The organism is Mucilaginibacter sp. A3364 (assembly GCF_059690715.1).
The window spans coordinates 277,129-297,666 of record NZ_JCAWED010000002.1 but is presented as its reverse complement, the minus strand read 5'-3'; the positions used below and the strand labels follow the sequence as shown (position 1 = coordinate 297,666).

General features: G+C 46.1%; 15 protein-coding genes. 8 read left to right on the top strand and 7 right to left on the bottom strand.

Features of this window, described 5'->3' with window-relative positions; genetic code table 11:
* Positions 1 to 46: 46 nt before the first annotated feature.
* Positions 47 to 409, top strand: coding sequence for a BlaI/MecI/CopY family transcriptional regulator (locus tag AC59JT_RS13880; protein ID WP_497399890.1), 363 nt, complete (start codon positions 47 to 49; stop codon positions 407 to 409).
* The gene (locus AC59JT_RS13875) at positions 406 to 2,583 is read left to right on the top strand and encodes a M56 family metallopeptidase (RefSeq protein WP_497399888.1); all 2,178 of its coding nucleotides are present in this window, start codon (positions 406 to 408) and stop codon (positions 2,581 to 2,583) included. Before AC59JT_RS13880 ends, AC59JT_RS13875 begins: the two co-directional genes overlap by 4 nt.
* A 115-nt stretch (positions 2,584 to 2,698) precedes the next feature.
* Here AC59JT_RS13875 and AC59JT_RS13870 read toward each other — a convergent pair whose 3' ends face one another.
* The gene (locus tag AC59JT_RS13870; RefSeq protein ID WP_497399886.1) at positions 2,699 to 3,559 is read right to left on the bottom strand and encodes a hypothetical protein; all 861 of its coding nucleotides are present in this window, start codon (positions 3,557 to 3,559) and stop codon (positions 2,699 to 2,701) included.
* 125 nt (positions 3,560 to 3,684) lie between these two features.
* Here AC59JT_RS13870 and AC59JT_RS13865 point away from each other — a divergent pair, with 125 nt between their 5' ends.
* Entirely contained in the window at positions 3,685 to 4,152 is a 468-nt protein-coding gene (locus AC59JT_RS13865) for a hypothetical protein (RefSeq protein WP_497399884.1), read from the top strand.
* A 121-nt stretch (positions 4,153 to 4,273) separates the two neighbouring features.
* On the opposite strand, the gene AC59JT_RS13860 is transcribed toward AC59JT_RS13865, so the two are convergent.
* A complete protein-coding gene (locus AC59JT_RS13860) occupies positions 4,274 to 4,765 on the bottom strand; it encodes an SRPBCC family protein (protein WP_497399882.1) in 492 nt (163 codons plus the stop codon).
* Positions 4,766 to 4,779: 14 nt separating this feature from the next.
* Positions 4,780 to 5,085 (bottom strand): ArsR/SmtB family transcription factor, encoded by a 306-nt coding sequence (locus tag AC59JT_RS13855; RefSeq protein WP_497399880.1) that lies wholly within the window; start codon positions 5,083 to 5,085, stop codon positions 4,780 to 4,782.
* Positions 5,086 to 5,264: 179 nt separating this feature from the next.
* Between AC59JT_RS13855 and AC59JT_RS13850 the strand changes: the two genes are divergently transcribed.
* Both AC59JT_RS13850 and AC59JT_RS13845 read left to right on the top strand, forming a co-directional pair.
* Positions 5,265 to 7,466: a glycoside hydrolase family 3 C-terminal domain-containing protein gene (locus AC59JT_RS13850; RefSeq protein ID WP_497399878.1), complete on the top strand. Its 2,202-nt coding sequence runs from the start codon at positions 5,265 to 5,267 to the stop codon at positions 7,464 to 7,466.
* A 14-nt stretch (positions 7,467 to 7,480) separates the two neighbouring features.
* A complete protein-coding gene (locus AC59JT_RS13845) occupies positions 7,481 to 9,565 on the top strand; it encodes a CehA/McbA family metallohydrolase domain-containing protein (protein WP_497399876.1) in 2,085 nt (694 codons plus the stop codon).
* A 229-nt stretch (positions 9,566 to 9,794) separates the two neighbouring features.
* Here AC59JT_RS13845 and AC59JT_RS13840 read toward each other — a convergent pair whose 3' ends face one another.
* The 3 genes from AC59JT_RS13840 to AC59JT_RS13830 are packed head-to-tail and all read right to left on the bottom strand — an operon-like array spanning position 9,795 to position 13,043.
* Positions 9,795 to 11,927 (bottom strand): TonB-dependent receptor domain-containing protein, encoded by a 2,133-nt coding sequence (locus AC59JT_RS13840; RefSeq protein WP_497399874.1) that lies wholly within the window; start codon positions 11,925 to 11,927, stop codon positions 9,795 to 9,797.
* A gap of 1 nt (position 11,928) precedes the next feature.
* The gene (locus AC59JT_RS13835; RefSeq protein ID WP_497399873.1) at positions 11,929 to 12,561 is read right to left on the bottom strand and encodes a dioxygenase family protein; all 633 of its coding nucleotides are present in this window, start codon (positions 12,559 to 12,561) and stop codon (positions 11,929 to 11,931) included.
* Positions 12,562 to 12,581: 20 nt separating this feature from the next.
* Entirely contained in the window at positions 12,582 to 13,043 is a 462-nt protein-coding gene (locus AC59JT_RS13830) for a hypothetical protein (RefSeq protein WP_497399871.1), read from the bottom strand.
* A gap of 233 nt (positions 13,044 to 13,276) precedes the next feature.
* On the opposite strand from AC59JT_RS13830, the gene AC59JT_RS13825 reads away from it, so the two are divergent.
* The 3 genes from AC59JT_RS13825 to AC59JT_RS13815 all read left to right on the top strand — a co-directional run bounded on the left by AC59JT_RS13825 (position 13,277) and on the right by AC59JT_RS13815 (position 17,912).
* Positions 13,277 to 14,338, top strand: coding sequence for a sensor histidine kinase (locus tag AC59JT_RS13825; RefSeq protein ID WP_497399870.1), 1,062 nt, complete (start codon positions 13,277 to 13,279; stop codon positions 14,336 to 14,338).
* 1 nt (position 14,339) lies between these two features.
* On the top strand, positions 14,340 to 15,059 hold the full coding sequence (locus tag AC59JT_RS13820) for a LytR/AlgR family response regulator transcription factor (protein ID WP_497399869.1): 720 nt from the start codon (positions 14,340 to 14,342) through the stop codon (positions 15,057 to 15,059).
* 99 nt (positions 15,060 to 15,158) lie between these two features.
* The gene (locus AC59JT_RS13815) at positions 15,159 to 17,912 is read left to right on the top strand and encodes a hypothetical protein (RefSeq protein WP_497399867.1); all 2,754 of its coding nucleotides are present in this window, start codon (positions 15,159 to 15,161) and stop codon (positions 17,910 to 17,912) included.
* A gap of 88 nt (positions 17,913 to 18,000) precedes the next feature.
* On the opposite strand, the gene AC59JT_RS13810 is transcribed toward AC59JT_RS13815, so the two are convergent.
* Complete coding sequence (locus tag AC59JT_RS13810; protein WP_497399865.1) at positions 18,001 to 20,493, bottom strand: S9 family peptidase; 2,493 nt, start codon at positions 20,491 to 20,493, stop codon at positions 18,001 to 18,003.
* Between the last annotated feature and the right edge of the window lie 45 nt (positions 20,494 to 20,538).

Genomic DNA, 20,538 nt, shown 5'->3' with positions numbered 1-20,538 from the left:
GTAATACTAATTAATTAGTATTAGGTTTAATTAAAATTTAAACCTTATGCAAAAACTAGCAAAACGAGAAGAACAAATTATGCAGGTGTTCTGGACAATGGAGCGTGCTTTTATAAAAGAAGTGATCCCCGCCATGCCCGACCCTAAGCCACACTACAACTCATTGGCTACTATGGTGAAGATATTGGAGGATAAAGGTTTCCTGGGCCACGAGGCTGTGGGGAATATCTACCAGTACTTTCCTATCATCAGCAAAGAAGAGTATCAAAAGCACGCCATGAAGGATATCGTGAGTCAATACTTCGATAACTCGTATACCAACATGCTGGCCTTTTTTGCCAAAGAGGAAAAAATAAGCGAGCAGGAACTGAACGATATTGTAAACATCATTAAAAACAAAAAGCAATGATACCTTACAGCATACACGTAGCCCTGCTACTGGCATTTTGCCTGGCCTTTTATAAGCTGTTGCTACAAAAAGAAACTTATTATAGCCTTAACCGCTGGCTGCTGCTGGGCTGCCTGGTGCTGGGTTTTTTATTGCCGCTGGTATCCGTGCCGCAAAAATTATCGCTTCGTAATGCCATTGCGGTTAAACAATCGTTGCCGCAGGCAGCGCAGACTAAACAGGCGGAGCCATTTAACACCGTGATTGATGACGCGTCGACCATCGATCCTAACGTAACGACGGAACAGAATTTAGATAAAGCGCAGCCGACGTTACAAAAAGCAGATGCCGGCAATGTGTGGCAGTTTAATCGCGATAATATGTTAAAATGGGCGATGTGGCTATACTGGGCCGGTGTGGCGATATTTGCGGGCAATTTTTTGCTACAGCTCATCGCGCTGTTTATACAGGGCTACAAAAAGCCGGTGATACGCGATGGTATTTATCGTATTGTGGAGCTGGATGATGATAAAGCGCCGTGTTCCTTCGGCACCACCATATTTATTAATCCCGCCAGATACGATTGGGAAACCTATAAGCAAATATTACTGCATGAAAAGATCCATGTGAAGCAAGGCCATTCGGTAGACCTGATATTGGCCGAGATGATGCTGGTGCTGCAATGGTTTAATCCCTTTGCCTGGCTTTACCGCAAGGAGGTGGAGAACAACCTGGAGTTTTTAACGGATGATGCCATCATTCGCGGTCACGAGGTAGAAATGGAAGCCTATCAGATGAGTTTATTAAAAGTGTCGGTGCCAAATTATGCCATGCACGTTACCACCAGTTATAATCAATCGCTACTTAAAAAACGTATAGTGATGATGAATACCAAACGATCAAACATCCACACCAGCTGGAAATATTTAATGTTAGCGCCTTTATTGGTAATACTGGTTTGCGCATTTAATAAGCAGGCTGCTACGGGTAGCCCTTCGGCAAAAAATGAAAACCTGAATACTTTTACCTTGCCCGATGGGCAAACCATTAATTTAAAAAATGATACCACAGTTACCCTGAAGGCCCCGAATGGTAAAACCTTTAAAGGTAAAGTATCTTTTACGCCCGACGCTATAGTCCCGGCCAACTTTGCCGATCGCTTTAAAGATATAGGTTATAAAGACATCTCGCCCGAAACCTTGCAGGCTTTGGCCAATTGGAATATTACGCCCGAATACATCAAATCATTTACCGATATAGGTTATAAAGATGTAAGCATTAAAACTATGGAGGCCTTTTCGGCATGGGGTATTACCGCGCAGTATGTTAAAGGTTTTATGGATATTGATTATGATACATCGGTTAAAACCCTGCAAACGTTAAGCTCGTGGAGTATAACGCCCGAATGGATCAAAGGCTTTAAGGATATTGGTTACAACACATCAATACCTAACATACAAGCTTTAAGCTCGTGGAGTATAACGCCTGCTTATATCAAAAGTTTCCAGGCAATTGGATATGACACATCTTTACCCACCCTGCAAAGCTTAACATCGTGGAGTATAACGCCCGAGTATATTAAGGGTTTTAAGGAGATAGGCTATAATGATGTGAGTTTAAAAACACTGCAAGCATTTACATCTTATGGTATTACGCCTGCCTTTATTAAAGGTTTTATGGATATTGGTTATAAAGACTTATCGGTAAAAACGCTGCAAGGTTTTGTAGCATCGGGTGTTACGCCAAAGTTTGTGAAAAGCTATGATAATTATAAAGAGGTGCCTGCCGGCGAAATTGCTTCGGCTGGAAACTTTAAAAGAGACCTTAAGCTGGAGATTTTATACAACGACCTGAAAAGATACACTACACTATTGAAGCCGGTTTTTATGAACCCTAAACTGGGCGATCCTTCCATAAAAAAGGACCTGGAAATTCTGGAGAAAAAGTTTGCTGCTTCCAGGTGGACGTATAACACTGAGTTGCTTAGTCGCACATCGGCATCAAAAACGGAATTTGAAGCCTATCCTAATATCAAAAAGCAATACATAGGCTATGTTATGGCGCTTGAAAAAATTGCGAATTATACGCATAGCCCGGCTTACCTTGCCAAATTAGAAACTTATTCGGCAGACGATCATGAAAAACTGAATGATTACCTGTTAAAGCTGGGTAATGACGCCAACCGGGTAAACTAATTATCTACCATCTACCTAGTAACAAAGCCTCGCCACAATAAGCGGGGCTTTTGTTGTAAATAAAAACGGGTAGCGGCTACAGCCAACTACCCGCCCAACAATTCTACAAACTATATTATAACACAACGGTATTCGTATTATTAATTTTCCAGATGGCGGCACCCGGTGTAGGGAAGCTTACACCTTTGGTATTGCCACGCGTTAAGGCATCCTGCCCAAAAATGTAGAGAGGGTGTCCCTTGTAAACCAGTTGGGTTTTGCCTACCGATGTAATGGTGATAAACTGGGTTTTATCCAGTACGGTAGGTATACTGCCCACGGCGCTCACTTCAAATATCGGCCAAACGGTGTTGTTACTCAGGTCGGGTTTAGTAAACGTGTTGGTGTTGTGGGTATCGCGGGTAAATAGGTACAATGTATGACCGTAAGCATCAACAATATATTGCGATGTTGCAGCGCCGGCTATTCCGGCGTCGGTATATTGCGCACCATCATGACCTACCAGTTGCGCGTTGGCAAACATTACACTATAATCAGCCTTGGCTATGGCCCACAGGTTGCCTACGGCATCGCCGTTAGTATCGCCGGCAACCTTATCGTTCGTGTAATGATACAGCGGCCAGCCTTTGTAGGTGGTTTGTTTGCTGCCATCGGTACGCGTTATTACGCCAAAATCGGCAGCTGTAAGGCCGGTGCCCAGGGTTGGATTTTCTTTGTAAAAAGGTGGCCAGGTAACCGCGCAGCCATCTACACAGGTTGAAGTGCTGGCGGCATCTTTAGAAAAAAAATAAACGGCCATGCCATTATTATCGGTAATTATGGTTCCAAATTTGGCATTGCTGGTCAGCTGTAAACCCGTAATTGCTGGCGGCTCATTCAAACCTTCGGGTTCGCTGCTTTTTTTGCAGGATATCACCATCATCACTGTAACGGCGAAGGCCGTTAGCACTCCGTAACTTAATTTTCTTGTTTTCATAGTTTCAGTAATTAATTCGTGTTAGCAGATACTATAGTTACGTGCACGCATTGCCGGGCGTTGCTTCGCGAGCCAAAAAATTAAGTTCTTTAAAATATTTTTGAAGGATATTCGTCAACACCAATATGTACGCCTTATTATTAGCCTTACACTCATTAACCCGTTGGTTAGTGCTGCTTACTTTAATCTTCGCTATTTACAGGGGATATAGCGGCTGGTTGGGAAAGAAACCTTTCACAAAGTTTGATGATCGTGTGCGCCACATTGCGGCAACAGTAGCGCATGTGCAAATGGTATTTGGCGTATGGCTATATTTTATAAGCCCGATAGTTACCTATTTCATCAGCAATTTTGCTACCGCGGTGCATGAGCGGGTTATCCGCTTTTTCGGAATGGAGCATATTACCATGATGCTGATCGCCATTACGCTCATCAGCGTCGGCTCGGCTAAAGCCAAACGGAAAGCTACTGATGAAGAAAAATTCAAAACTATGGCTATTTGGTTTACCATAGCTTTGGTTATTATTTTGAGTTCTATACCGTGGTCGTTTTCGCCCTTGATAAGCAGGCCTAATTTCAGGCCATTTTGGTAGGCGGCGATTACTCACCCCGACATAGTGAAGACTTACGAAGTTTAAAAAACTTCGTAAGTCTGATTCCACAACAAAGGCCACCCGTAGGCAGCCTTCCGTTATTAGTGATTATTTATTACACTTACATTTCTTCCAGCACCTCATCCAAATTACCCAGCCCCATGCTAAAGCCTTCCTTAAAGCCCATTTCAATAATCTGGTTCATTTTTTCTTCGCTTTCAAAAGTCAGCACAACTTCTACTTTAGTACCGGTAGCCGTAGCTGCAAATTGAGTTAACCAATGCGAACCCGGAAACTGGTTGGTAACATTACCATCCTCGTCGCAAAAAGCGTCAACACCGGTATAGCTTTTTCCCGGGTCGATGGTTTTATAATCTAAAAGGCACCAGTGCACATCGCCTTGCGGGCTGGTCATATTATACAACCAACGGCCACCTTCCTTAAAATCCATGGATTTGGTTTTGTTTACGTAGGGTTTTGGCGCCCACCATTTATCCAGTATTTCGGCGGTGGTCCAGGCTTTCCATACTTTATCAACCGGGGCGTTAAACTCGCGGGTAACATTTAGTTTGTTGCCGCTTGGATCTTTTTCAAATTTTGCTTCGTGTTTCATGATTGATCGTTGTTTTATAGGTCTTTTAAAATGTCATCTAATTGCTCAAAGCGGGTGTTCCACAGTTTGCGGAAGGTTTCTAGCCATTCATCTACTTCTTTCATTTTTTGCGCGTTAAAGTGATAATGTATTTCGCGGCCGGTTTGTTTTTGGTGTACTACACCACATTCGGCCAGTATTTGAATATGTTTTGATACTGCCTGGCGCGTGCTGTTAAAATGCTCAGCCAGCGCGTTGGGTGTCATGGCCTGCACGCCCAGCAGTGTTAGTATGGCCCGGCGGGTCGGGTCGGCAATGGCCTGGTAAATGTCTCGTCTCATCTTATTTGCAACTGATTGATTGCAAATATATCCGCAATCAATCAGTTGCGCAAATTTATTTTCATTTTTCTTTCGCTATGTAACTTTTGCATGTTAAGAAATCGTTTTCGTAGTTTTCTTTAGGAAAAAACTGGTTTTATTAGGTACATTTAGTCACCAAGTAAACCAAGCTTTAGTATATGTTGCCTCTCACCAAGCAAAAAGCTATTGGTCTGTTTTTTATTGTAGCAGGCCTGGCATTAAACCTGCGCAGTGCAAATGCGCAAACGTTGTTGCCGTACCAGGATCCAAAGAAACCTGTAAACGAACGTGTGAACGATCTGCTGTCGCGGATGACGATAGAAGAGAAGGCGCAATTCCTGAATCACGTAGCCCCCGAGATAGAGCGTTTCCACATCAAATCAGACCGCTGGAACCAAAGCCTGCATGGCGTAGTTTGGAACCGCCCAACCACTATGTTCCCGGTTTCCATAGCCTCTGCTGCAACCTGGGACCCCAAACTGGTACATACAGTAGCCACCGCAATATCAGACGAAGCACGCGCCATTTATAACGGCTGGCACATAGACCCTAACGCCCCCGGCGAACATAAAGGTTTAATTTACCGCGCGCCGGTGATCAATATCAGCCGTAACCCATACTGGGGCCGTATCAACGAATGTTATGGCGAAGATCCATACTTAACCGGCCGCATCGGTGTAGCCTATGTTAAAGGTTTGCAGGGCGATGATCCCAAATACCTGAAACTGGTATCAACCTTAAAACACTACGCGGTTAATAATGTGGAGAAGGACCGTCAATCCATGTCGGCCTCGGTTACCGAGCGTATGCTGCATGAATACTGGCTGCCGCATTTTAAAGATTGTATTGTTGAAGGCGGCGCGCAATCTATCATGGCGTCCTACAACGCTATCAACGGCATCCCCAACAACATGAACAAACTGATGCTGACCGATATTTTAAAGAACCAATGGGGCTTTAAAGGTTTTGTAGTATCAGATCTGGGTGGCGTACGTTCGATGGTTGAAGGTCACGAAAAGAAACAAATGAGCTATGAAGAAGCTGTTGCCCGCTCTATTAACGCCGGCTGCGATTTTTCGGACGCGGAGTTTATGAAATACATCCCCGCTGCTGTTAAGCAAGGTTTGCTGACCGAAGAAAAACTTAACGAATCTGTTAAACGCGTAATGCGCGACCGTTTTTTACTGGGCGATTTTGATCCGCAGGAACTGGTGCCTTATAGCAAGATTCCGGTATCGGTTATCGGCAGCGAAAAACATCGCCAGCTGGCTTTGTTAGAAGCGCAAAAGTCTATCGTATTATTAACTAACAAAACGCATCTGCTACCGCTTAACAAGCAAAGTATTAAAACGCTGGCGGTAATTGGTCCGCATGCCAATGTGTTTACCGCGGGCGGTTATAGTGGCCGACCAATGGAAGCGATAACACCGCTGCAAGGTTTAAAAAACCGTTTAGGTAGCGCAGTTGATATTCAGTATGCCCAAGGCGGTTACATCACCCTAAACACCGGCAACCGCAACAATGATAACCCGCCGCCTGCTTTTAACGCCGAGGAAGAAATGGCCAAAGCGGTGGAGTTGGCAAAGAAATCAGACGCGGTTATCCTGTACATCGGCACCAGCCTTCGTATTGAAGAAGAGGGCCGCGACCGTACTTCATTAGGTTTACCCGGCAACCAGGAAGAACTGGTTAAACGCGTAGTTGCTGCCAACCCAAAAACTGTGGTGGTTGAGATGAGTGCCGGTCCATTAGTGTCGCCTGTATTGAAAGATATCGCCCCGGCGCTTTTACAAGCCTGGTGGGGTGGCGAGCAAGGCGGTAATGCTACTGCCGATGTAATATTCGGCACCGTAAATCCTGGCGGTAAATTGCCTTATACCGTTTATGCATCCGAAGACCAGGTGCCGCCGCAAACCGAGTACGATGTTACCCAAGGCTTTACTTATATGTATGTTAATGGCAAGCCATTATTCCCATTCGGGCATGGCTTAAGCTATACCAATTTTACCTATAGCAACCTTAAATTATCAGCCAAACAAATATCTGCCAAAGGCAAAATAACCGTAACGGTTGATGTGAAAAACAGTGGCAAAGTAGCGGGCGACGAGGTGGTGCAGTTATACATTCACGATGTGTCGCCAAGCCTTAAACGCCCGGCAAAAGAGCTGCGCGGTTTTGAACGTATTGCCCTTAACCCCGGCCAAAGCAAAACGGTAACGCTAATCATCCCCGGCGAAAAACTGGCATTTTATGATGAAAAGATCCACGCCTTCCGCGTGGAGCCCGAAGCTATTGATGTAATGGTGGGCAGCTCGTCAGATGATATCCGCCTAAAATCGCAATTTAAAGTAACAAACTAACCTCCCTACATACCATGAGAAGATCCCTGATAATGTGCCTTTTGGGCACCATGATGCTAAGCCAGGTGGCACGCGCCCAAAACGCGGTCGACCTAAAAGGCCTGAGCAAAACCAGCGGCGTAACGGTAACCAAAACCGGCTCGCAGCTTAATGTAACCTGGCCAACAGGCGCGGCCGATAAAGGCCGAGTGATATTAGACCTGGCCAAAGGCACCCCACTATTTAAAAGCATACAGGCAACCGCCAAAGGCGCTTACAAAGAAGTAGCCGCCAACCTTAACCCCGAGTTTGTGGTTACCATCGGTAAGCGCGACCTGATATCGCAAAACGGCTGGAACATATTTTTTGACCGCGTGCCACGCAAACCATTCAAATCGTTTTTAGCGACGATGGACAAAGGTGCCGCTTCGGTGCGTACCGAAGGTTCACGCACTATTGTAAAGGTGGCCGGCATCAGTGCCGATCGTTTCAGCGGCGATATTGAAGTTACTTTTTACAATGGCAGTCCGCTGTTTAATGTAGCCGCCGTAATGAGCACACAAGTGGATAGTACAGCCGTGGTTTACGATGCCGCTATGGTAAGTAAAACACAGGTGTGGAAAAAGATCGGCTACGCCAAACCAGACGTATCTGAAGCCTATACCTCTACCGATTTTAACGCGGCCGATACCAGTAAAAACCTGGCTGTAAGATTCCGCAGCATTATTGGACAGAGCGCTAACGGTAGCTTAGCCGTTTTCCCGGCGCCGCACCAGTATTTTTACCCGCTGGATGAGGCTTTCAATTTAAAATTTGTTTGGCACGGTACCAACTACCGCAAAATGATAGACGGTTATGGTTTGGGCATACGTCAGGACCTGTACGGCGATCGTCGTTACGTACCATGGTTTAACGCGCCTCCGGGAACCAAACAACGTATGAACTTTTACTGCCTGGTTACCACTACCGAAGGCGAGGGTGCTTTAGCCAAAATTAAACCGTTTACCCGCGGCGATAAATATGCTCCGCTACCGGGCTACAAAACTATGGCCAGCCACTTCCATAATGAGTATACCGACAAAATACTTAAAGGCAGAGCCGAGCAAGGCGAGCCTGAGTATGTGCAGGTATTTAAAAAATTGGGTGTAAACATTGTGCACCTGGCCGAGTTTCATGGCCCGGGCCACCCTAAAGGTCCGGACTCATTGCGTTTACTGGAATTAAACACTTTATTTAAAGAGTGCGAAAAAGAGTCAAAAGGTAACTTCCTGCTGTTGCCGGGCGAGGAACCTAATAATTTCTTCGGCGGCCACTGGTTAGACTTTTTCCCGAAACCTATCTACTGGATCATGTCTAGAAAGCCGGGTACCCCATTGGTAACCCAGCATCCGGTGTACGGTAAGGTTTACCACATTGGCGACAAAAACGATATGCTTAAACTATTGCAGGACGAAAAAGGCCTGGCCTGGACCGCTCACGCACGTACTAAAGGTTCTACCGGTTTCCCTGATGCTTACAAAGAAGAGGAGTTTTATAAATCAGACCGTTTCTTTGGCGCTGCCTGGAAAAACATCCCGGGCGATCTTTCTACCGTGCGTATGGGTCAGCGTGTGTTAGGTTTGCTGGATGATATGAACAACTGGGGCCTTAAAAAGAAAGTACTGGCCGAGTCGGACATATTTACCATTACCCACGAGAACGAAATGTACTCGCACGTAAACATCAACTATTTAAAAATGAATACCCTGCCCGAGTTTAAAAACGGCTGGCAGCCTGTTTTAGATGTGATGGAGAGCGGCAGATTCTTCGCCACCAGCGGAGAGGTATTATTACCAAACTTTAAAGTGAATGGTGCCGAAGCCGGATCGACCATTAAAAACCCGGGCAAAGCCGTGGTTGACGTAACTGTTAAATGGACCTTCCCGCTTAACTTTATCGAGATCATCACCGGCGACGGTAAAAATACCTTCCACCAAAAAGTTAACCTGACCAGCACTACCGCTTTTGGCGAAAAAGCTTACAAAATACCGGTTAACCTGGCGGGAAAAAAATGGCTTCGTTTAGAGGCCTGGGATTCGGCTGTTAACGGCGCATTTACCCAAACTGTTTGGTTAGATTAATAAAGAGTTTTAGTACCTATGCTAAGCGGCCCGGAATATACTCCGGGCCGCTTTTTGTTTACAGGCAATTTGAGATTAGGATTGTTCGATAGATTAACTCTATGCTGATCTGTTGCGGGTGTCATCCTGACGCACTCGAAGGGTGAGCGTAACCTTTGCCCGCATGCTTCGAGAGCCTCAGCATGACACCCTCTTTTGATTCTCAAAACACCCTTAATTTGAAACCCAACTATTGCTCAATGCTTCGCACCTGCGGGCTTTTAATTTCTTTTTTACCTAGCTTGTAGGATACCATCAACCGTAAAAACTGGTTTTGATAACGTTGGGATAAGTGCTGCTGATAAGTAGGCGCTATAACCACTTCATCAATAAAAGCATAACGTGTTAAAAAGGCTTCTGCACGGAAGCTAAGCACTAAGCGCTCGTTTTTAAATTTCTTGCTTAGCGTGGCGTTATAATATTTCCACCCCGAACGGTAGCCTTGTAAAAGCAGGACGTTGCCGCTAAAAAATCCATAAGCATCAATACTAAAACCTTGCGGCAATTTGTAGCTGCCATTAAAAGTATACTGTTGCATAAAGCCTTGGTTGCTGATATTAAGCGACGGGCTTTGCAGCCACACATACTGCCCGGTAAAAGCAAGGCCTAAAGTAAGCAGGCCTGATGGTTTCCAGTTAAACGTAGCCGATAAGCCCAGCCGCTGGTTTTTGCCTACGTTTTGCCAGGTGCTGGCAAATCGCCCGTTCCCGGTGGGTGTGCGTATGTTTTCTATACTGTTACGGTTATCGTTAAAAAACAACACAAAATCCTTGAACAGCGTAGCATCATTTACGGTATAACTTAACTGGTAACGGTTGGTTACTTCGGGGTTTAGTTTGGGGTTGCCAAATTGCAGCGTTACCGAATCGCTGGTGTTAACGGTCGGGTCGAGATAGGATACAAATGGCCTTACAATTTTCATAGCATAGCTCAACTTAATGCTGCTTTTATCACCCGCCAGCCAATTTAACAACACCTGTGGTACCAGGTTATTAAACGCCGGGATAGTGGCCGGTTGGTTTTTAAATACTGCGTCTATCTGCGTTTTTTCATAGCGCAGGCCGGTACTTAAACCCCATTTTTTTTGTTTTAGGGTGATGTTGGTATATCCGGCGTAGATCCTGCTGGTGTAGTTGAATGATGTTGAACGGTTAACATCTCGCTGATAACTGCCAACACCCGGATCAAACACCTCGAACAAACTGGTGTTGCGGGCTTCTTTGCCGGTTAGTTTTGCGCCGGTTTCCCACTTCAGGTTATCGTTGAGCTTTTGGCTGTAATCGGCCTGTATGATATAGTCTTTGTTTTTGCCGCTGCTGAAAAAGTTTTCGCTATAACGGCTGTTGCCTGGCCCTGTTTGCTGCAGGCTGTAGTCGCTCAAATTAAGCGATGGCGTGTACATGGCCAACAGCGCGTACTCCGACTTTTTATTGGCCGATTGCCCGGTGAAGCCAACGTTAAAAGCACTGCCGCTGGTACTCCCCGGCGTAAACGTGTTCCGTGTAAATTGTAATACAGGGTTGGCGGTACCCGCATTAAAATTGTCAGACACGCCATCGGTTTCGCTATGTGCCCTACGGTAGCGGTAACCTGCATTAAGCGTATTAAGCGAATCGAGACTGTATAGCAAGTTAAAACCGCCGTTAAAATAATTGCCGGTTTGCCGGGTTTCGTTTTGTTGCAGCAGGGTTAGGTTATTGGCGTTTCGCTGCAGTATGGAGCCGTTTTGGTTGCGGTATAGTTGGTAAACGGCTTCTGCATTTAATAACAATGCACCTTGCTTGCGGTGTACATCGCCCGTTAAGTTGTGCGAACGGTTGCCCAGCGCCATTCCCACATTACCGTTGGTGCCATTATCACGCGGTTTTTTGGTAATGATGTTTACCACGGCATCCGTCCCCTCGGCATCATAGCGCGCAGAGGGGTTGGTGATCACTTCCACTTTGGCAATGTTTTCGCCCCGTATGGCCCTCAAAGCATCCGCCACTGATGAACTATACATTTGCGAAGGTTTGCCATCTATCAATACCTTAACGTTGGCACTTCCCCTAACAGCAACCCCACCGTTGGCATCAATGTTTATCATCGGCACCCGCCTAAGCACATCTGCCGCGTCGGCCCCGGCAATGGCGGGCAGGCTTTCTGCATTAAAAACAATACCGTCAACCCGCTGCTCAATGGCACGGCGCTGTGCACGTATGGTAACGGTATTAAGTTTAATAACTGCCGAGTCGGCTTTTTTCAGGCTGTCGGCGCGCTGGGCCGATGCCTGCTGTGCCATGAAACAGCACAGCAGAACGGGCAGCCATTTATACTTTCTCATACTATTTCGCCGAAGGATAATCAGGGATGTTTTTCCCGAGGTAAATGTTCCGTTCGCCTTTATACATATTGCCCACATCAATAATTTTTACAATGCCGCTGCCGCCACGGTTGGGTAGTTTTTGTTTACGTTCGTCGGTAAGCAATGGGTCGTCCGAAAAAACAAACTCATCAATATAATACTCATTAATGCCGGGCTCTTTAACAGTTACGTGTATATGCGCAGGCTCTGTATGGCCGGGGTAAGGGGCGGGGCGCAGGCAGCCAAATTTATAAAAGCCGTTTGCATCCGTTTTTACCCAGCCGCGCAGGTAGCCATGCCTTTTGGCCCAGCCGGTCTCGTTCCCCTTTTTTGGGTAGTGGCCGGTTTCGTCGGTATGGTAAAGGTATAGTACAACACCGGCCGCAGGTGTTTTGCCATCGGCTTTATAAACTGTGCCGTTAATGCCCATGGGCTTTTTACCATCCCAGCTTACATTGGGCAGTTCCGTAAACGATTTGAGCTGTTCAAAAGGCACCGGGCTTTCGTAAATAGCCTCGCAACCCTCGCAGGGGCCGCCTACTTTTTTGCTTTGGGCGCGGCAGTTACTGTAACCTATTACCAGGGCCAGCAGGGCTAATACTAAATTTTTCATGCGCATATATTTGTCTAAGGCTATTTAAAGTTAAGCATTGACAGCATTTCGCCTTTAGGCAATTCTTCCGAAGCATAATACAGGGTCAACTCATGCCCTGCATTTTTTTGACGCAGTTGCAGCAGGTCCTTCATGGCTATGGTCATACCTGTATCGCCGCCGGTAGCATTGGCGAAAGTCCATTTTTTAAGCGTGTTGCCCTTGTCGTCGCGCAGGCTTATGCTACGGCCATCACCCGGGCCGTTATTTTTCATGCAATGGGTGTAGGTTATGCGTAATTGGTCGGTTTCTTTGGCTTTATCCAGTTGCAGCGTGCGCAGATTAAAAGCCTGGTTTACGTAACCTTTAAAAACCAGTTTGTTGTTAAGGCGGATCTCGTAACCATCCAGCCCGAAGTTAGTAGTGAAGCTAAAGCTGGCTAGTGCCAGTGTTACCACGGTAAATAATTTAACGTACCAGTGGTTAATTTTTAAGTGTTGCATAATTGTAGGTTTTAAAATGAAACAATGTTTATTTGTCACCACAATATTCGGCAGCCGTATAAATTTACCGAAAAATAGTAGAGCAACTACCTCAATTGTAGACGTTGGTGTTTTATGCTTATATTCATCTACTATTTGTGCCGTTGGTCTATATAATTTGGCGCGTTTGGTGCATTTCCGTCTTTTTACAACCAATTACCGGTCCGCCGGGGCTACTTTATAAAGAAAAAGCAATGGATACTTCGATAAAGCAAGTTAAACTCCCGTTCTCTAACCGAAGTGTTACAGTAAAGCATGCAATAGTGCACACGGCTTATTGGGTATTGGTTACCTGCTTTTTTTTGTTTGAGAGGCGTTATCTCATTTACAAAGCCACTACACCTTACTTCCTGGCCTGCGTTGCGGGCAGGGTAGTGTTGCTTATCGCGATAGCATACCTTAACCTGCATTACTTTTTACCCCGCCTGCTGCAAAAAAAACGTTATTGGGCTTATTTCTGCGCACTGTTTGTATCGGTGCTTGTGTACCTGGTTGTGCAGTGTACGTTTGATATGTATTTGTACGGCTATATCGTCGGTCCGCTGGGCAACAGCGATCTGTGGGAAGCCATCTACTATAATTTTTTTAGCACCCTGTGGTATTTAGCTTTAATGCTGGCGCTGAAGTTAAGCCTTGATTGGTACGGACAGCAACTCTTCATCCAAAAAATTAAGGTAGAAAAATTGAATGCCGAGGTTGATTTTTTGCGTGCCCAGGTTAACCCACATTTTCTGTTTAATATCCTGAATAACCTGTATGCCCTCACCCTCAAAAAATCAGACCTGGCACCCGATGTGGTTTTAAAACTGTCGGAAATGATGGAGTATATGCTTTACGATAGCACCGGCGACAAGGTATCCTTAGAAAAGGAAGTTACCTACCTTAACAATTACATGGAACTGGAACGCCTGCGTTTTACCGATGGCGCGCTTATCAGCCTAAATATAAACGGGCAATTAGCCGGCCATGAAATAGCACCTTTACTGTTGTTGCCATTGGTGGAGAACGCTTTTAAACACGGCCTGGGCAGGCAAACCGAAAACGGTAGGCTTACGGTTGAGGTGACGGCCGATGAATGTACACTAAAAGTTATAGTAGAAAATACAAAGCCGCTGCTGGCCGGCGTGAAAGCCAAAGGGGGCATTGGCCTGGTTAATTTAAGGCAACGCCTTGAACTGCTATATCCGGCCAAACATGAATTAAGTTTGGAGGATAAGGGCGATACTTACCTGGCCCAACTGCTAATTGAGTTTTAAGATGGAGAAGACCGCGTTGAAATTTGTGGTGGTGGATGACGAACCACTAGCGCTGGAAGTACTGGCAGGGTATTTAAAGCGATTGGAAGGCGTGCAGTCGGTTAGTTTGTTTACTAATGCGGGGGATGCTTTATCGCACTTAAAACATAGCGCTGCTGATGTGCTGTTACTGGATATTGAAATGCCCGAGATGACCGGTATCGAGTTTTTAAAAACACTACCCGATCCGCCCTTAACTATTTTCACCACCGCCTACCGTAATTACGCTTTTGAAGGTTATGAATTAGGGGTGATTGATTTTTTGTTGAAACCCATATCATTCGCCCGGTTTGAGCAGGCCATTAATCGCGCCCGCGAGATCATCGACTTAAAAGTTCAGCATACCAACACCGAGCCCATCAGCGAAGCAAAAAACGAAGAGCACATTTTTGTAAAAAGCGGCGTTAACCGTATTAAGCTACAGTTTGATGAGGTTACCCACATACAGGGCCTGAAGGATTATGCTATAATTTATACCCAAACAGATAAGATACTACTCAAGGGCTCCATCAAAGCCATGTTGGATATATTCCCGCAAAACCTGTTTGTGCGCGTGCATAAATCGTTCATTGTATCTATCGCTAAAATTAAACGATTGGAGCGTGGTCACATCATTATTAATAACAACCAAATACCCATAGGCCGAAATTTTAAGGAAGATGTGGAAAAGGTACTGGTGTAGAGACGCAATATTTTGCGTCTCAGGAAGCGGCTGCCGGCGCATTGTGTATCAATAGATTAATTACTATATTAGTAATACCTATTATACCTGTCTGCCTCCATGAAAAAACCTGCCTTAACCCTTGCCCTGTTGCTGCCTGCATTGCTGGCCCTGCTGGCTTTTATTCCGCGCAGCGATGACCCGATTGAAAAATTGCTTGCTGCCCTGCAAAACTGGGCCGATAACAATCCACAAGAAAAAGTTTACCTGCACACCGACAGGCCCTATTACAGCATTGGCGATACCATTTGGTACAAGGCTTATGTAACTATTGGCAGCCGGCATCAGCTTTCGGCCAAAAGCGGCTCGTTATACGTGGAGTTGGTTAACAGTGCCGATTCCATAACCAAAATACTGCGCCTGCCGGTTATGGCCGGGATGGCCAAGGGCTGTTTCGCGCTTACCAATGATCTGCGCGAGGGGAATTACCGCCTGCGTTCGTACACGCAGTGGATGCGCAATGCGGGTCCGGATTATTTTTACGACCATGTTTTTGTGGTGAAAAATTCCCTTCGCGACAGCATATTTACCAAAATAGAATACGAATACAAGCCCGTTGGTCTTAAAACGCAAACCACGGCCAAATTGAGTTTTACCAATGCTTACGGTAAGCCAATAACCAACAGCGAGGTGCGCTATAACCTGCGCAAAAACTACCGCACGCTGCTTAAAGGAACAGAAACTACCAATGACAGCGGCATAGTGCGTATTGCTATGAAAGATATCAGCGCCGATATGCTGAAAGGATCGCACCTGGCTACTACTGTGGAAGCTGAGGATTTTAGCATAGTTAAGAAAACATTCTCCATACAAAGTATAGCCATGCAGGCCGATCTGCAATTTTTTGCCGAAGGCGGAAACCTGGTGGCGGGGCTTAACAATCGCGTGGCGTTTAAAGCCATAGGCACCAATGGTCGCGGCATTGCCGTTAAGGGCGAAGTGGTGGAGAACGGATACCATATTGCCAACTTTACCAGTACCCACCTGGGCATGGGAAGTTTTGATTTTACGCCGTTGCGCTACCACAGCTACACGGCTAAAGTAACTTATGCTGATGGCAGCACGGGCGAGATTGCATTGCCGTCGGTGAACGACAGCGGTTACCAGCTAACAGCACGTGCAAACGCGGCAAACGATTCGGTTAGGGTTATGGTGGCCAATTCGCCGCAGGACTTTGAAGGGTATATGCCGCCTGTACATTTAATAGCACAGGCCGGCGGCGAAGTGTTTTATACCGCCACCATACCCGTTGGCAAAAAGCCGGGTGTGGTAACGTTTGGTACGGGTGATATACCATCGGGGATAGTGCAGTTGAGCTTGTTTTCAAACCTCGGCACACCGCTTAACGAGCGACTGATATTTGTGCAGAATAACGACAAATTGGAGGTTGAACTGAACACCTTTAAACCCGTTTATAAACGTCGCGAACAGGTTAACCTGATGCTGAACACTAAGGGCAATGAAGGCGACGCGGCCATCAGTAATTTTTCGGTTTCGGTAATTAACGAGGATGACGTGCCGGCTGATGATAATAACGCTACTACCATATTTTCGCACCTGTTGCTGAACAGCGACATAAAAGGCTACGTAGAACAGCCCAACTATTATTTCAATAAGCCCAATACTACCACCCGCCAACACCTGGACGTGTTGATGCTCACCCAGGGCTATCGTCGCTTTAAGTGGGCCGATCTGGTTGAAGGCAAACCCATCGCGCAACCCTACCGCGCCGAGGGTCTGGCCAGCGAGATAAGCGGCAAGCTAATAGGCTTATGGGGCTTTAAAATACCTTACGGCAACGTATCTATAGTGAACAATAAAACAGGCATTGTACTTAAAAGCCGGACGGATAAGGACGGGCGTTTCAGCTTTAATAACCTGGTGCTTACCGATGGCTTGACCTTTACCGTTGCCGGCAGGCGTAAAACCTTTAACGATACCCGGCTGGAGGTTTTGATAGATAAATTTGTTGCCCAAAAACAAAGCGAAAATCCTAACATCGGTGATATGCAGACCGCTTTTAATCCGCCGCCGCGGGTTGAAGTTAATTTAACTGCGGCTTATACCCAGGTATTTAAACAAAGACAGGCATTAAACAAGCTGGTAAAAACCCAGGCTATTGCCGCGCAGGGGCGGATGCTGAGAGAGGTTGCCATTAATCGCAATAACGGAAGACGGCAGCTAAACTATTCGCTTGCCGCGATAAAAGGGCAGATCATCGAGTCGATCATATTTAATGAGTTTGATGCCGATAAAACGCCCGTAAAAGCACTTAAGGACCGACACATTGACGGCCTGCGAATTAATAAGTTTAACAACCGGTATCAAATATATATTAATGGCGAGCTGGGCTTTATTTTACTAAACGACAAACCCGCCAGCGGCGATAAAATAGCCGATATACTTGACACCTGGGACTCGGAAGACATTACCAAAATAGACATTGTACGCCCTAACGGTATCACCCCGCCGGCCATGCTCATCTACACGCGCCGCCTATATATACTGGATCCTATCAATCCCCTTTACCCGGAGATGGGCGCGCGTTGGAAGCCCGAAATTACAGCTATCACGCCACGCGGGTTTGATAACGTAAAAGAGTTTTATGTACCTAAATACGATGTTACGCAACAACCCGTGTACGCCGATATGCGCACCACTATTTACTGGAACCCCGCTGTACTGGTAAAAAATGGCAATGCCGCCGTTAGTTTTCATAACGGCGATAAACCGGGCAATTATAAAGTAATTGTTGAAGGTATTGATGCCGACGGCCTGCTGGGCAGGCAGGTGTTGCGGTATAAGGTGGAGTAAGCCAAAACAGAAAGGCCGGGGCTCAAAGCCCCGGCCTTTCTGTTTTATAACTAGTCAACTAATATCTAATCAACCAATCACCAATTAACTAACGTCGTTTATTATTCATCTCCACATCTCTGTTCATTTCCACAATATCTACCGGTTGCGAGAAATCGCCCAACAGGTATTGTACAAAATAATCAGCTTTGCGCCAGAAGAAATAGTCGCTCATGTCGCCGTAGGCGTGGCGCTGACCTGGCAGCAATACGTAGTCAAAACGTTTGTTGGCTTTTATCAGCGCGTTTATTACACGCACGGTATTGGCCGGGTTTACGTTGTTGTCAATCTCGCCGGTTGATAGCATCAGGTGGCCCTTCAGGTTTTTAGCCAGGTCGGGGTTTTTGTCAATAGTGTATTGAAAGGTGGTATCGCCTTTGGCAGATATAATTTCTTTTAAACCATTGTGTTTTTCGCTCCACCAGCGGTTGTAGATGGCGTTGTCATGGTTGCCTGATTCGGATACCGCAACTTTAAAAAAGTCTGGGTAAACCAACATGGCGGCGCAGCTCATAAAACCACCACCCGAGTGACCGGTAATACCCACGCGATTAATATCAATAAATTTATGGCGATCGGCCAATTGCTCGGCAGCGGTCTTTTTATCCGCCAGGCCGTAATCGCGCAGGTTGCCGTAACCGTAGTTATGGTACCATTTTGAACGCTCGGGACTACCACCCCTGTTACCCACCGAAACCACAATAAAGCCCAACTGCGCCAAACGGTCGCAATAGTTCATAGCGCCTGCCGAAACGCTGAACGAAGCATTAACCGCCTCGGTTTGCGGGCCCGGGTAAACGTACTCTATCAGCGGGTATTTTTTCTCAGGGTTAAAATCATAAGGCTTGTACATTACGCCGTACAGGTCGGTTTGGCCGTCGTCAGCCTTAACCGTAAATGGTTCCGGGAATTTGTAGCCGGTAGCAATTAAGCGGGATAGGTCGGCAGTTTCCAGGTCCATCACTTTTTTGCCGGTATTGTCGTACAGGGTGCTTTTCGGCGTGGTGTTAACGCGCGAATAGTTATCTACAAAAAACGTCGTATTATCATTCAGGCTGCTTGCGTGGTTAAAGTCGCCACGGTTAAGCAGGGCGATGCCGCTGCCATCAAAATTAATACGGTACAGGTGCGCATAGTAAGGGTTTTCGCCTTGCTCACGACCAGATGCGGTAAAGTATAGCACACGGTTTTTCTCATCAATCTTCACAATATCATTGCAATGGTATGATCCCGAAGTGATCTGGTTTTTAAGCTTACCATTGTTATCATACAAATAAAAATGACCCCAGCCATCACGCTCGCTCCAGTGTATCAGTTCGCTGCCACCGGCAATCAGGCCCGGGCGATTGATCTCGATATAGGTGTTCATGCGCTCCTCTATCTGCACGGTAACTTTACCGGTTTTAATATCCACGCTGCAAACGTCTATCTTTTTCAGATCACGGCCGGTGCGGTAAAAGTAAAACTTATCATTAGTGCCCAACCATACCGAAGGGATAAACTCATCGTCGCGGTTTTTTGCCGGGATAGGCGCACCCCAGGCATCCAGCTCGCCGTCTTTAAATAAAGCGGTAGGTAGTTTTTTAAAGGTTTTAGCTGCAAAATCAAACAACAACATTTCCTTCTGCGGAGCCTCTTTCTCGCCCGGCAAATGGTATTTGTAGGTTTGCAAAGTAGGGCGAGGCTCGGCAATACTGTTGATCACCCACATATCCTTTACCTTACGGCTGTCGCTGCGCATCAGCATAAAATATTTCGCATCCGGCGACCATAACACATACGATGGCCTCCGTTTCTTTTTATCCTTAGCTGTAACCACGTTGGTCTCCTCGTTAGCCGAAGCGCCGTACGCGTAATCAACCACGCCGTCCTTGGTTAGTTGGTGGTCAACAATGGTGCTGTCGTCCTCGTTTTTCACCGCCTTTTTGTAGTTCTCCTTATCCATCCAGTACAGGTTGTTGTTGCGGCTAAAAATAATAGCCGAACTATCCGGCGCTATCGATGCCCAGTTGGGGCGGGGTTTTACTTTGTTGTAGTTTACCAGCTCGGCCAACTGGTTGGTTTGCAGGTTGTAGGTAAAGTAAAAGGTTTTCTTCTCCAGCGAGTCGGCAGCTTTTTTGTCTTTACGGTCTTTTTTCACCTGGTCAACGGTGCTCTTCAGTTCAAACTGAATGCTTTTTTCGTCTTTGGTAAACTTCAGGTTTTCAATAGGCAGGTGCTGCGCGTCAAACGGGTCTTTAACGATCAGGGTTATTTTGGCCGCCAGCTTCTCGTTATCAAACATTAAAGTTTTTGATTTGGCCACCGGGTCAACAATATACCAGTTACGTATAGTGCTGTTTTCAAAGCTATACCAAAAACGGTTGCTTAGTTTAAGCCAGTGCGCGTCAACGCTGTTGGTAAAAACCATCTTTTTCAACCGCTCGCCCGAGTAGCGCGAAGCCAGTTGATAGTTGCCCTTTTCGGGAGCCGCGGGCGCAGGCGTTTGCCCGTTAGCAGTTAATACTGTTAACAGTAAAATAATGGGTAAAAAGTATCGCATAGTAAAAAATTGGATTGAGAATAAATTGTGCACAGATCAGTTTGC

Bases quoted from the DNA above. Each gene is read 5' to 3' on its own strand.
- AC59JT_RS13880 (WP_497399890.1), top strand. From the start codon at position 47: ATGCAAAAACTAGCAAAACGAGAAGAACAAATTATGCAGGTGTTCTGG.
- AC59JT_RS13860 (WP_497399882.1), bottom strand. From the start codon at position 4,765: ATGAAACACGAAGCAAAATTTGAAAAAGATCCAAGCGGCAACAAACTA.
- AC59JT_RS13810 (WP_497399865.1), bottom strand. From the start codon at position 20,493: ATGCGATACTTTTTACCCATTATTTTACTGTTAACAGTATTAACTGCT.
- AC59JT_RS13875 (WP_497399888.1), top strand. From the start codon at position 406: ATGATACCTTACAGCATACACGTAGCCCTGCTACTGGCATTTTGCCTG.
- AC59JT_RS13820 (WP_497399869.1), top strand. From the start codon at position 14,340: ATGGAGAAGACCGCGTTGAAATTTGTGGTGGTGGATGACGAACCACTA.
- AC59JT_RS13845 (WP_497399876.1), top strand. From the start codon at position 7,481: ATGAGAAGATCCCTGATAATGTGCCTTTTGGGCACCATGATGCTAAGC.
- AC59JT_RS13855 (WP_497399880.1), bottom strand. From the start codon at position 5,085: ATGAGACGAGACATTTACCAGGCCATTGCCGACCCGACCCGCCGGGCC.
- AC59JT_RS13865 (WP_497399884.1), top strand. From the start codon at position 3,685: ATGTACGCCTTATTATTAGCCTTACACTCATTAACCCGTTGGTTAGTG.
- AC59JT_RS13815 (WP_497399867.1), top strand. From the start codon at position 15,159: ATGAAAAAACCTGCCTTAACCCTTGCCCTGTTGCTGCCTGCATTGCTG.
- AC59JT_RS13835 (WP_497399873.1), bottom strand. From the start codon at position 12,561: ATGAAAAATTTAGTATTAGCCCTGCTGGCCCTGGTAATAGGTTACAGT.
- AC59JT_RS13870 (WP_497399886.1), bottom strand. From the start codon at position 3,559: ATGAAAACAAGAAAATTAAGTTACGGAGTGCTAACGGCCTTCGCCGTT.
- AC59JT_RS13830 (WP_497399871.1), bottom strand. From the start codon at position 13,043: ATGCAACACTTAAAAATTAACCACTGGTACGTTAAATTATTTACCGTG.
- AC59JT_RS13840 (WP_497399874.1), bottom strand. From the start codon at position 11,927: ATGAGAAAGTATAAATGGCTGCCCGTTCTGCTGTGCTGTTTCATGGCA.
- AC59JT_RS13825 (WP_497399870.1), top strand. From the start codon at position 13,277: ATGGATACTTCGATAAAGCAAGTTAAACTCCCGTTCTCTAACCGAAGT.
- AC59JT_RS13850 (WP_497399878.1), top strand. From the start codon at position 5,265: ATGTTGCCTCTCACCAAGCAAAAAGCTATTGGTCTGTTTTTTATTGTA.